This window comes from Bacillus cereus group sp. N12, from assembly GCF_016483575.1.
Taxonomy (GTDB): Bacteria; Bacillota; Bacilli; order Bacillales; family Bacillaceae_G; genus Bacillus_A; species Bacillus_A toyonensis.
Map to the genome: position 1 here is coordinate 1 of NZ_JAEHBO010000110.1, position 12,759 is coordinate 12,759.

Sequence of the window (12,759 nt, forward strand, 5' to 3'; positions counted from 1 at the left end):
AATTAATACCATCCTTCAAAATAACCTGTCCATGTACCATCCCTTTCTTGCCATGCGTCTTTCAAGTACCACGTGATTCCATATAGTACAGTTGTGCTCGGTATAGAATTTCTTGATAGATACCCTGTTAATTTAATATTTTTCTTATCTGCTGCCATAGTAATCTTGTCTGTCTTTGCACCATCAGTATTAGGTGTTGCAGCCATCGCTCCACCTGCACCAGATAGCATAATACCAGTTGCTAATGTTCCAACTACTAATTTCTTGAACATAAAAATTCCCCCTCAAATATTTTTATAACTTGCACCTTAAATATATCACTCTTTCAAATTTTGTAAATATTTTGAATTTGTAGAAATATTTATTTGAATCTTATTAATATTGGTAATTCATTTTATCAAATGGAAAATAGAGGAATTTATTATGATATGTAATAATGCATGATCACTCAGCAAAAGAATGTGATAAACTCTAACCACCTGTTCTATTTTTTTCAGTTATCTTAGAAACCTTACTTCTTATTTACCCAATTGTGGGGACGCTTTATAGCGTCTTTTTTTTATTTTCAAGAAGACTTGCTCAATTCATTCTTAAATACATAAGGTAATGTGAACCCATTAAATTACATGAAATGACCCCTAGTTTTCCCCTCTGATCTAAAGGAGGCACTATTGTTATGGGATTTGGTGGTAGTTGCGGCGAAGGCTGCGGTTTCGCTGGAGGATTTGCTTTATTAGTTGTATTATTTATTTTATTAATCATTATCGGATGCAGTTGCTTCTGCTAAAAAACTATTGGAAAAGGCACCTTAGGGTGTCTTTTCTTTATGAATAAGAGATACGTGGGAAAAATATTTAAGTTTGGATGCCTAGGCATTATAGCTTTATTTGTAATCGGAATAATTGCTATGATCGCTGGTGGCGGAGATTTAACAGAAAAGACTTCAACAAACACTAAAGCGGTATCAAAAGAAGGCGTATCTTCTGATGTAAAAATCTCTGTAGGATCTATGGAAACAGTAGATTCTGTGGGTAATGAATACTCACAAGAACAAGCACAAGGTGTCTTTAAGGTTTTAGAAGTTATACTTACTAATAATCAAAAAGACTCTATCACTGTTGATACTAACAGCTTTAAATTGGTAGATAACAAAGGTCGTGAATTCACATCTTCAGTACAAGGTCAAACATCTTTTGACTTAGCTAATGGTGGTAAAACTGACTTCTTCTTAAAACAATTGAATCCTGGTCTAACACAGACAGGTAAAATTGTATTTGATATACCAAAAGATGCTGCAGGACCTTTCTTAAAAGCTAGTGGCGGTATGACAGGTGAAGAAATTAAGTTAAAAGTAGAATAGTAAAAAGGTACTCGAAAGAGTGCCTTTATTTTTTCACAATGGCCAACATTACTTAACGTGGTAAAATAATATTCGGATGCGAGTCCAATACATATTATTAAAATTAAGATGGTTCAAGTCGGGGGAAGGCACCTTTGGGTGTCTTTTCTTTATTTTCAAAAGGACCTGCTCAATTCATGCGTAAAAACATACAGTAAATTGAATCCGTTAAAATACATGAGTGAACCCTTGTTTTACCCTCCGATTTAAAGGAGGAACTATTATGGGATTTGGTGGTAGTTGCGGCGGAGGCTGTGGCTTTGCTGGAGGATTTGCTTTATTAGTTGTATTGTTTATATTATTAATCATCGTTGGAGCTGCTTGTTTCTGCTAAAAAAACTATTAGAAAAGGCACCCTTATCTGGGCGCCTTTTCTTTTTTGGATACAGACCGCAAAACGGAAAAAACCACGTTAAGCACATTTCGACATAAAAACAAGTAATTTTAACAACGCCAAGAACATTTAATGCAACACTATTTAAAATAAGATTAAAATGATTTAAAAACTCTTAGCGTGGTTTTTTCCAAAATGCTGGTGATGGCTCATTAAATAATTGGGATTAGGTTGAGGAATTACTAGAAAGAGGTTTATTAGAGGAATTTGCTAGGTTATGGCTTTGACTCGGTTTTTCTAAAGAATACATTTGGATTATTCAGCCCGTTCAACGTATTACGATTATCACTCCAGGCATGAAGCAGAGACTGTCGAGGACCTGTAATGACTTGATTATAGTCAGCCATATAACAAGGACCAACACCAGGATCTTGAGGTGGTCTAGTAATAGTTACTGGAGAAGATGGGTTACTTATTACTGATTCTGGATTTAAACCTCCAGTAACAGAGAAAGTTTTCTTAAATATCCCGAATGTTCCGTTGCCAATTCCACCAACTCCCGCTGGATCATTAAAACGATTATATCGAATATGCGCTCCTTTAGCATTGGCAGCTACTGAAGGGAAAAATGCAAATGGTAGACCCTGCGTGATATTCACTGGTTGTGACCAAGTTGCCCCTTGATTTCTGCTGAATGCCAAAAAGATATTAATATCCCCATTACTGTACCACCATTCCATACAGCATAAATAGTGCCATCAGGTCCAATGGAAGCTTGAGGAAATTCATTATTCCTGATATCCCTTTGAGCATCTACAAAAATAACTGTACGGTTAAACCCGGGTTCACATGGAACAACATTGTTCGCTGCAGCAGCGAAAGGTGTTGTAGAAACTGCTACGTCCGTATTCACTGGAAAAGTTTGTCCACCATCAGTTGATTTTCTCATTCGAATTGTCCTATTGGCCTGCTTTAATAGTAGATTGTTGTTTGGTATTACTGCATAAAATACATAAATAACCCCTTGCTTGTCTACTATCACGTATTCTCCTTCTACAAATGTATTAGCATTTGGAGGAGAAATGATATCTATATCGGTAATCAAAAGATTTAAATTAACACCGGTTGTATATTTTGAGAAACGAATTCGTCCTAGATTAGTAGTGAAATCTTTCCAAACGATATACAGTGCCTCTTGTCCTGGTCTAGTTCTATCAGTTCCTACTGTAATCCACTCTTTATCTTGAGAGAAGTTACCATTTTGGATTACATTCAAAACTTTAATTCTAATCGGGGCAGCTTGGATGTTAATAGGGCTTCTCACGTAACCTACATAATTAGTAAATCCCCTGAATAAAACTCAATATTCCGTCAACAATGTAGATGACATTAGATTTTTCTCCTTTCCCCCTTGGCGATGAGCAGTTAGCTTTTGCTAGCTGTTCTTTTGTGATTCATCATCACATTATGATGAGATGGTCATATATTATCTCGAAGCAAAAAACCCTAATTTATTTTTCAGTATCTCGCTTTTCCCTTAAAGAGCACTTTTTAAAGGTGCTTTTTTTGGGTTCCCCAGAATAAAACTTAATATTTCGTCAATAATATAGATAGGCGATGGCCATAACTCATTTAATGAAGTCCCTAACCTTTCTCCTTTCCCCCTTTTGGAGAACCAGCCGGGCAGTTAGCTTTTGCTAACTGCTCTTTTATTGTAATTTTCCTCTGTATATCTTCTTAATCTGCGCTTCAGTGAATCCCTCATATACCGCAAACACTTCAGGGAACTCACTTAAACACAAAAAAATGATAGTATTATCTGTCGTTCGTATATAGAATTACTTAACTAATTCGATGTAATCATTGTGTAAATAGTAACTCTTAATCTCGTGATGATAGTTGTTAGCCTTCAAGTAAAATAGCATTTTTTTAGTTCTACTACAGTCAACACATATAAACAACTATACATTAGGGGTTTAAACGTTATTGTGGTTCTCATATAGAATCACATACGACTTTTTCTCTGTTTAAGGAGCTCTTACTTAGTAGTAAGAGCTATTTTTTATTCAATTATCATTGTCACTTCTTCTCAATCTACAATTCGATATGCAATATTACATATTCTGTATATTTGATTTACGAACATGAGATAATTGTTTTATAAGAATGTACAAATCTAATATTGAAGGGAGAGTACTAAATGTCTTTCTTTTCTTGGGCTCCTCTTATTTTCTTAATAATTGTTGCAATCATCATTTCTGTTAAAAGGGCTAAGAAACAATAACTTTATTTAGTTACAACAATTTATTACTAGGAGGTGTAATTATGTCATTTGCAGCCTGGAGTGCGATCTTTATGACTTTAATCGGTGCAATGTCTGGAGCAATCTTTAGTACAATTTCCTCTAGAAATAAGAGCAAAAATACCAATTAAAAAACCTAATAATAAAACTCAATATCTATTTTAGTGACACCTGATACGGCCTTAACATTTCAGCTGTCATTTTTTATTCAAATTACGCTTTTGTTCACTTTGTTGATACATTTACGAAACATTCATATGTTATCTTCAGTACGTTCTATTCTTTTTATAATATCGTGTGAAGTATACCAGACCGAGAATCCCTAGCCCCCTAAGTCTAGGGATTCTTCATTTAAATACGGATTTATACACTTTTATTCTTTTCATAAATTTTTATATTTATTATACGTAATATATAAATTTATGTTAAAATATCTTTATGAAACATCGCGTGTTTCAAATACAACATTTTTTGATGACCTCTTATCTTTCCGTAAGAGGTCTTTTTTTAATAAACGCTTTTGTTTAATTTATATTTAAATAGTTCATTTTCATACAGACTGCCCTTATATGCTATACTCATTCTTAAATAATTGTATAAGGAATGTTAAAAATGGGTAATAGATCATCAAGACAATGGAAAATGCGACAACAGTTAAAAGAACTGAAAACAAAAATAGAAATGATACAAATTTCAAAATAACCGCCATTAATCTATAAAACTGGGATATACCAATGAATAAGCATTAAAACGAATGCGGACTGCTAAAATTCAATTATAAAACTATTTCTCTGTAGAAAAATAAAGAAGGGCTATGATCGGAAAAGCGATTCCTATCCATAATGTTAGGCTCCAACCACCTAAGGCATATGCCCATCCTCCAAGAGAGGAACCAACAGCACCTCCTAAAAAGAAAATAGCCATAAATAGCCCGTTTAGTCGACTACGAATTTCTGGATCCAATGAGAAAATTAAACGTTGACTAAGCACAAGGTTTGCAGATACTCCCATGTCCAACAGAATTGCAGCAATTACTAAAACAGCTATTCCGATGGGCGAACTACCTTGAATAATAAGTGGTAGTAATAAAGAAATAATAACAATAGTGAGAGCTATCCCAGTGGCGGATCGGGTCCAGCCAAAATCAGCTAGACGACCACCTATTGGAGCGGCTATTGCACCCGTAATTCCGACAAGTGCATATAATGCTATGGCAGTCTGAGAAAAATGAAAAGCGGGACTAGACAATAATAATGGAACAGTGGTCCAGAATAAGCTGAAAGCCCCAAATACACAAGCATGATAAATTGCGCGACGGCGTAAAATTGGAGTAGTTCGTAGTAGTTGCCACATTGAACTAAGTAAGGGAGTATAATTTGTTTTTTCCGTTGGTTTCCTAGTAGGGAGTACTTTCGATAATACAAACGCCAAAACAATGATTACAGTAGCAGATAAAGCAAATATTGCATTCCATCCCCAGATATCAGCTACTAGACTAGATATCGGACGCGCAAGCATAATACCTAATAACAGGCCACTCATGACATTACCAACTACACGACCGCGTGCATCTTCCGATGAAAGGTATGATACAAAAGGTACGAGCACTTGCGCTGCAACCGACCCCAATCCGATAAAGAATGAAGCTACTAACAACAAGATTGCGCTCTTTACAAAAACTGTGGCAGTTAGAGCAACTGCACTTAGAATTAACAATATAATTATCAATTTTCTATTCTCAACAATATCCCCTAAAGGTACAAGAAATAGTAAGCCAACAACATATCCAATCTGAGTTAGTGTTACAATTAATCCAGCGCTACTATTTGAAAGCCCAATTACATGACTAATTACCCCAATTAAAGGCTGAGCATAATAAAGATTAGCCACAATAATACCACATGCAGTTGCTAGAAGAATGATTAAACCCGATGAAATCTCCTTATTGATTGCTTTATTTTTAAAATTAGACATATCTATTTCCTCCCATACTTTTATTTCAAAATTACTGAATCGCCTTGGCAAGAACTACAGCACTACCATTATTCTAAATTGAGCCTGAACTACTTTCTGTTCTTCTTTCAAAAGATCCAATTTCCCCACTTTTTTATTCCCCTTTTCTAAATTTTTTTTAGTAATTCACTTTGTGGATTTGGAAACCTGTTTAAAGACCTTACCATTATAAGTTGCTAGCTAATTAATAAACTAAACGTTCAGTTTATTAATTAGCTAAAATATATACTAAACGTTCAGTTTTGTAAATAGGCTATTTTATTATCCGTTCATATTAAGTATACTAAACGTATAGTTTATGTTCTTGAAAGGAATGATTAATGTGCAAGGTAAAAGAGGTCGACCACGTAATATCGAAACCCAAAAGGCTATCCTTTCTGCATCCTATGAGTTATTACTGGAAAGTGGCTTTAAAGCAGTCACAGTTGATAAAATTGCAGACCGTGCTAAAGTTAGCAAAGCTACGATTTATAAATGGTGGCCAAATAAGGCTGCTGTGGTAATGGATGGTTTTCTTTCTGCTGCTGCTGCCAGATTGCCTGTACCTGATACAGGTTCAGCATTGACTGATATCTTAACTCACGCCACAAGTTTAGCCAGTTTTTTAATAAGTCGAGAAGGCACTATTATTACTGAGTTAGTTGGCGAAGGGCAATTTGATTCGAAACTAGCAGAGGAATATCGTGCTCGATATTTCCAACCACGTCGCCTGCAAGCAAAACAACTTCTGGAGAAGGGAATTAAAAGAGGCGAATTAAAAGAAAATCTCGATGTTGACTTAAGCATCGATCTCATTTACGGACCAATTTTTTATCGGTTGCTAGTAACTGGTGAAAAGTTAGATGATTCCTATGTGCATGACTTGGTAATAAATGCATTCGAAGGAATACGATTGAAGTGATTAATATTCAAACAAGTGTTTAGAATCCCCACTCCCTCCTATGCGGATGCAAATTAAATTAACTTGATAAATAAAGTGTTTTATGTTTTTAAACTGGTGTATATGGAGTAATCTCCTATATACATCAGTTTAAAAATTGATAATTACTCTAAAAGGATCACCATGAAAATTGGCGTATGATAACACTACATCACCATCAACCTAAGAAAAGCAAACACCCCAAAGCGAAAAATAAGCCGTTTTCTATCAAAAACACACGGGATTTTCAGCCTGAGGTGTTATAAAATTCTAAAGTTGATGGGTATAGATTAAGACTTCGATATATCATGCTTTCAAATTAAATAACAAACATTAAATGGACTTTAAATTTAATTCGCAGGATCTCTTTCTTTTACAAGATCTTCGATGTTATTTGCTTCTTTGATTTCTTTTGATGATAACCAATTTTCATTTATTGTTCCTATCTTATTGGTTAAATAGATGTTAAAGTTTTTATTATATAGTTCTTCTTTAAGGATTGTGGTTACTTTGATTAAATCCTCAATTAAAGGGGGATTGTTTTCAAATATATTATTGGTGGTATTAATTACTAAAGTCACTATATATTTTCGACTATCCTCATCATCTGAACTTATATAAGTAATACCTTGAATTGCAAATCGATCGTTTTGCAATTCATATAATCTTTCTACTACTTTCGTGTGCGTTCTAATCCAACCTTCCCAATATTTGTTTATGGTATCTGACATCGTAGTTTTCATTGTTAATAACAGTTCTTCTTTTGTTATTATATTTTGTACATTTTTAAAAGGTCCACCTAAGGATTTACCATTTTGATCCTTAATCTCTAGTTCTGTTATCTTTTTATTATTCTTCTGAATGAGTTGAAATAGAGCATATAAACGATCTAATTCTACGGAATCCAATTGGCTAAAGTCAATCTCGTTGCTCATTTTCAAAGTTAATAGCAATTCATCTGTCGGGCTTCCTTCTTCTGGATTTTCATTATCCAACAAATATTGAAGAGCATTTTCCTCTTCAGTTTCCACGTACCCTAATTTTTTTATTTCTTCTAGAGTTGGTTGGAATTTCTTATATTCCTCATATGTTTTTTTCCCATATTTGTATTCGTCACCCACTATAGATGAATAGAGGAAACCTTGCACTTTTACTCGGAATTTTAGATATTTGTTATCTTTTTCTTGCACAGTATGGTAAGTGTTACCAAAATTATTCTCGTTTATTGAGCCCCATTCTGTTATATCAACATCGATTCCGTGTTTTTCTTTTATAAAACTTTGTACCTCAGCTTCATTTTTGGAATTACAACCACTTAAAAATATGAAACATACTACTAGCAATATTACATTTTTCATACTTTTCATATAAGCACTCCCTACGAAAGAATTAATTCTTGAATGTGCAGTACACTGCAAAGTCCTCTTTCCTTAGTCGTATACTTCAACTTTTATATAGTGTGAATCTTAAATCATTTAAGTTCTTGACGTTCCCATCTATACTGCTTGGAACATTACTGTCTTAAAATATATAACTTATTTGTTTTAAGGTCTTTCTCAGTTCTAAAAGCATATGGTTCATTGGGCAAATATCTAAATTGTACATTCATACCATGAGACCTATTTTACTATAAAATCTAGTACCATTATTAAAACATTCCTTTTTATTTTTTGCTTTCTAGTATAGATGTTCCTTTTACTTCAATGAGGGAGGATTTATGGAAAGACATTATACAATCTCAAATTATGCACTACATATAAGAAGAAAAAACATGACTCTAACCATAATATAATTAAAAATCATATATATGAATAATTACATTTAAAATAACTGATGATAATGGTATACTAATATCAACCAAGAAGTATCCAACAAACTATTATCAATCACTACATTTTCTTTCAGAATAGGTCAACGTATAAAAAGACACTATATATAGTGTCTTTTTATATACCTAAATTATTACTAGATTAGAAGTACACCTATTTATAAACCGTAAATAAGACACGGCAGTATAGGAGAATATATCAATGATTCAGAAGACACAACATTATTTTTATCATTTAAAAACACAATGGTTTATTCTGTTCATGACTTTTGCATCTTTCTTGTTACCACTCCCCACCAGTTTTCTACCAGGAGGATTACAAAAAAAACCCATTGAAGATGAATATATATGGATTCAAATAGTGGATGGCATAGTCATTGCACCTTTATTAGAAACAGCTCTATACCAAATGTTTATATTTTGGATTTTGAAATTGATCCCTGGTATGGAAAAATACAACAAATCGATTATCTTTATTTCAGCTATTATATTTGGATTGAGCCACAATTTTAGCTATATTTACATATTATATGCTTGCATTATGGGTTTTGTATTTGCATACTCTTATTGGACTTATACAAGAAAATATGAGAATGGACATACAAAATTCCCACCATTTTGGACTGTATGGTGTATACATGTTTTACATAATATTGTTGTATTTTTTATTAAAAATTTATAAATATATTATTAATATAGCGAGGTTAAAAAATCATCTTAGGCTAGCATCAACTGCTATTCAGCTAATCTTTTGATATATCCTTTAAATAAAAACTTTTTTCAATAGATAATACTAAAACAATGTTGCCCGATAAAAAAAGAAGCTGGTGGATAAATTCTCCACCAGCTTCTTTCTATATTGCTATTCAATTAGAAGCTAACCGTCGCTGCTTCCTCTCCTGAACTAATCATTCGCTGTTCAATCTTTTCTAGCAGTTCCTTTATCTTACTTGAATAAAGTTTAACTGCTTTCTTAGATTGAGCATTCTTAAGCTCTTCTGTCCATTCTGCTAAATCTTCCTTTTCTTGATCATCTAGATAATCAAAAACTTCCTTTCGAGACATGGGGCTCACCTCAACTCAACTCTGTTTATTTGGCCATTACATAACCAAATCTCCTCATCTCTCTATTTCTATTTATAACAGATTACTCCTCTTTTATTCCTTATTCTTTTTTTCGAGTTCGGTCAATTTCTTTGAAATTGACTGAATCTCGTCGGTTTTCACTTGTTCCGTTGCCAAGCGATTGTGCAGCAGGAAAGCTTGTCCTGAAATCCCAGCAAGAATACTCACCTTAAGAATATCCATCATTGTTTCAGGGTTAAACATTGCAACACCAACGAGTGAAGCAATACTGCCCACAAACATCTCTCCCAAGAAACCCGGGTGAAATGCAAGTTTGCTCTTACGAGGCAACAAAAACTTTTTGTTTGTGATGTAATGACTAGCCAATCCTGAGGCCATACCAGCCACAACTGACACAATTACTGTAACCAACATAATATGCACCCCTTTTCGAAAAACTTTTGACATTGCAGCAGCAGTTTCTATTTAATAATTAGTTCTTATGACATAGCATCACCCCTTTCAGGCAAAAACAAATAACCTTCCGGGATAATGAAGTGTTTACACAATAAAATAAAGCAACATAAAGTTCCTTTTTGTGTAATTTCATTAACCCGAAAGGTTATAAGTAATTAGTGATATAAAAAAGAAAAAGAAAAAATGCAACTAAATTATATCACAATAAAGTTTATTTTATCTTCCAATTCAGAAAATTTATTTTATTATTTAACTTTCTCAAGTTAACAAATCAAATTATTTGATACCTGTACACTTTCTAATAATTTGAACGCCTGATTATTATTAATGGTTTTGAATCTGCCATCAATTATACTGTAGATCACAATACAATTTTGATGAATATAGAATTCCAGTATCTCAAGTGCTACCTGTTTTTCCTCTACGTCTTTATATTTGTAATTAAAGGCGATCACTTTTTTTATTATTTTCATAGTCGATATATCCACCCTTCTTAGAAAATAAAAAAGACAAGGAATTGATCCTCGTCTTTTTCATAACTGCATTATTCCTTCATAAACAACCATAACGGTTACAAGTGGTTGGCCTTGATCATATTCACGATTAATGATCCCACTTGGTTTTATTTCTTTAACTATTTTCCCTTGATTATTACAATATTTCAAAAAACTATTCACTTCTTCATCAATTCTTAAAGCATCAGCAATCAAAGTTCTAATTTGTAACATAGTGAATTCCTCCAAGTAATTTGCTATTTTAAATATGTAATCTCAGAAATACGAAATCCATCTATTTCTGGTACATATTTAAATTCCAGAATTAATTCGTTTTGTTTTACCAAAAACAATCCTTTTTTTACTTTTGTAACAGTTCTTGGTCTTTCATAATTAAATAGACTTGGTTTACTTTTATAAGTAACTTTGTAATTCTTATTTGTACTAAAATAGTTCGATGTAAATTCATTAGCTAATTCTGTAGTAGTTACATGATTTCCTAAAAACATTTCTAGTTCTTTTTTATTTTGATAAATGGTTAAGTAGCCGTTCTTATCAATATCATCAAATATTAATTTGAATTGCCCTCCTAAATCGTTAATCACATTTTTTGATAATTCATCTTCAAACAAATAATCGTATTGAACTTTTTGTTTCAAATCCCCTACTTTGACAGGAGTTAAAGCATCTGTTTAAGGTTCATCCTTTATAAAGGTGTTATAAAAAACAAACATCATAGCTAAAACGCCTAACACTAAAAATAATCTCTTAATCTTCATAAAACCTTCATCCTTTCACAATGTGATATTCTCCAAAAAAACGCAAAAAAGCCCTTTTCGGAGTTGTATTTAAAAAGAAAGTAAAAGTAAAAAACTTAAACTATCTTTAAAAATCGAAACCCCGAAAGGGCTACAGTAGTTATTGATATAAAAAATTGAAATTTAAAAAAGGTATACTTAATTTTAACAAATTACACCTGTAAAAACGACAATATTCTGAATGTTTAATCTATTAATTTTATGTTATGATGAATACTATACACCCTCAGAATGGAGTTTAATCTACAATTGAAAAAACGTCTACTTTCTGTTTTTCCAATATTAATATTTCTAATTGGTGTTACCATACCGTTACTAAGACAGTTCGTTTTTTCCATATAAAGTTTCTGGAGTTCCTATGGAAAACACCTTATTTAATAATAACAAGGTTTTGATTAGTTAAGTTCGACTGATACAAAAACTTATAGATGAACCTTCTAAAATCTTCGCTTATATAAATTTCCGCTAAAACCTTATTTAACTACATCATTAGAATTTGATGCAAGTAATCCATTACCCTGCTCTTTAGAAGTTGTTCCTGCAGTTTTCTGTTCTGGCTTTTGCTCTGGCTTTTCTTTCTCAAGAACTACCACATTTACTGTTTCAGTTGAGCTATTTCCTGATGCATCTGTTGCCGTTACTTGAACTGATATTGCGCCTGGCTTACTTGTATCATACGCTCCTACTGTTACTACTGGATTTGGATCTTTATTATCTTTTACACTCACTAAACTTCCCGGAATTAATTTATCTCCCACATGAACGGTTACACCTTGTTTCGCTGCTATTACTGGTGCTTCCGTATCCCTCTCTTCTTCTTTTTCTACTACGTTAACGGTTACCGTTGCAGTTGAGCTGTTCCCCCCAATATCAGTTGCCGTTATTTGAACTGATATTGTACCTGGCTTACTTGTATCATACGCTCCTACTGTTACTACTGGGTTTGGATCTTTATTATCTTTTACTTCTACTAAATCTCCTGCATTTAAGCTATCTCCTACATGTACAGCTACACTTTGTTTTGCTGAAATTACCGGTGCTTCTGTATCTTTTTCCTCTTCTTTTTCTACTACGTTAACGGTTACTGTTGTACTTGAGCTATTTCCTGAT

13 protein-coding genes and 5 pseudogenes are annotated in these 12,759 nt (G+C 33.1%); 7 read left to right on the forward strand and 11 right to left on the reverse strand.

Going from position 1 to position 12,759, the window contains the following annotated elements; genetic code table 11:
• Positions 1–2 precede the first annotated feature (2 nt).
• The gene (locus JDS92_RS27560) at positions 3–272 is read right to left on the reverse strand and encodes a lysine 2,3-aminomutase (protein ID WP_199632850.1); all 270 of its coding nucleotides are present in this window, start codon (positions 270–272) and stop codon (positions 3–5) included.
• 404 nt (positions 273–676) lie between these two features.
• Here JDS92_RS27560 and JDS92_RS27565 point away from each other — a divergent pair, with 404 nt between their 5' ends.
• The 3 genes from JDS92_RS27565 to JDS92_RS27575 all read left to right on the forward strand — a co-directional run bounded on the left by JDS92_RS27565 (position 677) and on the right by JDS92_RS27575 (position 1,733).
• Positions 677–787, forward strand: coding sequence for a YjcZ family sporulation protein (locus tag JDS92_RS27565; RefSeq protein ID WP_080451888.1), 111 nt, complete (start codon positions 677–679; stop codon positions 785–787).
• A gap of 54 nt (positions 788–841) precedes the next feature.
• Positions 842–1,360, forward strand: a complete 519-nt coding sequence (locus JDS92_RS27570; RefSeq protein ID WP_199632858.1) for a DUF4352 domain-containing protein — start codon at positions 842–844, stop codon at positions 1,358–1,360.
• Between the two features lie 262 nt (positions 1,361–1,622).
• Positions 1,623–1,733, forward strand: coding sequence for a YjcZ family sporulation protein (locus JDS92_RS27575; RefSeq protein WP_000505679.1), 111 nt, complete (start codon positions 1,623–1,625; stop codon positions 1,731–1,733).
• Positions 1,734–2,008: 275 nt separating this feature from the next.
• Here JDS92_RS27575 and JDS92_RS31130 read toward each other — a convergent pair whose 3' ends face one another.
• The 3 genes and pseudogenes from JDS92_RS31130 to JDS92_RS31645 form a co-directional block, all read right to left on the reverse strand.
• On the reverse strand, positions 2,009–2,392 hold the full coding sequence (locus JDS92_RS31130; protein ID WP_242476047.1) for a hypothetical protein: 384 nt from the start codon (positions 2,390–2,392) through the stop codon (positions 2,009–2,011).
• Positions 2,389–3,057 carry a hypothetical protein gene (locus JDS92_RS31135; RefSeq protein WP_242476048.1) on the reverse strand — a complete coding sequence of 223 codons (669 nt, stop codon included), beginning with the start codon at positions 3,055–3,057 and terminating at the stop codon, positions 2,389–2,391. The genes JDS92_RS31130 and JDS92_RS31135 overlap by 4 nt, the downstream gene beginning before the upstream one ends.
• A 385-nt stretch (positions 3,058–3,442) precedes the next feature.
• Positions 3,443–3,658: pseudogene (locus tag JDS92_RS31645) on the reverse strand (hypothetical protein).
• 318 nt (positions 3,659–3,976) lie between these two features.
• Here JDS92_RS31645 and JDS92_RS31465 point away from each other — a divergent pair.
• Positions 3,977–4,166: pseudogene (locus JDS92_RS31465) on the forward strand (hypothetical protein).
• A gap of 652 nt (positions 4,167–4,818) precedes the next feature.
• On the opposite strand, the gene JDS92_RS27585 reads toward JDS92_RS31465, so the two are convergent.
• Positions 4,819–6,009 (reverse strand): MFS transporter, encoded by a 1,191-nt coding sequence (locus tag JDS92_RS27585; protein ID WP_199632851.1) that lies wholly within the window; start codon positions 6,007–6,009, stop codon positions 4,819–4,821.
• Positions 6,010–6,361: 352 nt separating this feature from the next.
• On the opposite strand from JDS92_RS27585, the gene JDS92_RS27590 reads away from it, so the two are divergent.
• Entirely contained in the window at positions 6,362–6,949 is a 588-nt protein-coding gene (locus JDS92_RS27590) for a TetR/AcrR family transcriptional regulator (protein WP_141528961.1), read from the forward strand.
• A gap of 368 nt (positions 6,950–7,317) precedes the next feature.
• Here JDS92_RS27590 and JDS92_RS27595 read toward each other — a convergent pair whose 3' ends face one another.
• A complete protein-coding gene (locus tag JDS92_RS27595; RefSeq protein ID WP_199632852.1) occupies positions 7,318–8,334 on the reverse strand; it encodes a hypothetical protein in 1,017 nt (338 codons plus the stop codon).
• A 663-nt stretch (positions 8,335–8,997) separates the two neighbouring features.
• Here JDS92_RS27595 and JDS92_RS27600 point away from each other — a divergent pair.
• Positions 8,998–9,477 carry a CPBP family glutamic-type intramembrane protease gene (locus JDS92_RS27600; protein ID WP_199632853.1) on the forward strand — a complete coding sequence of 160 codons (480 nt, stop codon included), beginning with the start codon at positions 8,998–9,000 and terminating at the stop codon, positions 9,475–9,477.
• A 188-nt stretch (positions 9,478–9,665) separates the two neighbouring features.
• Here the strand turns inward: JDS92_RS27600 and JDS92_RS27605 are convergent, their stop codons facing one another.
• The 4 genes and pseudogenes from JDS92_RS27605 to JDS92_RS27620 all read right to left on the reverse strand — a co-directional run bounded on the left by JDS92_RS27605 (position 9,666) and on the right by JDS92_RS27620 (position 11,610).
• Positions 9,666–9,860: a hypothetical protein gene (locus tag JDS92_RS27605; RefSeq protein ID WP_199632854.1), complete on the reverse strand. Its 195-nt coding sequence runs from the start codon at positions 9,858–9,860 to the stop codon at positions 9,666–9,668.
• Positions 9,861–9,953: 93 nt separating this feature from the next.
• Positions 9,954–10,295, reverse strand: coding sequence for a DUF4257 domain-containing protein (locus tag JDS92_RS27610; protein ID WP_199632855.1), 342 nt, complete (start codon positions 10,293–10,295; stop codon positions 9,954–9,956).
• A gap of 575 nt (positions 10,296–10,870) precedes the next feature.
• The gene (locus tag JDS92_RS27615; protein WP_199632856.1) at positions 10,871–11,065 is read right to left on the reverse strand and encodes a hypothetical protein; all 195 of its coding nucleotides are present in this window, start codon (positions 11,063–11,065) and stop codon (positions 10,871–10,873) included.
• 23 nt (positions 11,066–11,088) lie between these two features.
• Positions 11,089–11,610: pseudogene (locus JDS92_RS27620) on the reverse strand (peptide ABC transporter ATP-binding protein).
• A 270-nt stretch (positions 11,611–11,880) separates the two neighbouring features.
• Between JDS92_RS27620 and JDS92_RS31140 the strand changes: the two are divergent.
• Positions 11,881–12,049 (forward strand): annotated as a pseudogene (locus JDS92_RS31140) (signal peptidase I); the annotation flags it as partial.
• 73 nt (positions 12,050–12,122) lie between these two features.
• Here the strand turns inward: JDS92_RS31140 and JDS92_RS27625 are convergent.
• Positions 12,123–12,759: pseudogene (locus tag JDS92_RS27625) on the reverse strand (DUF5011 domain-containing protein); the annotation flags it as partial.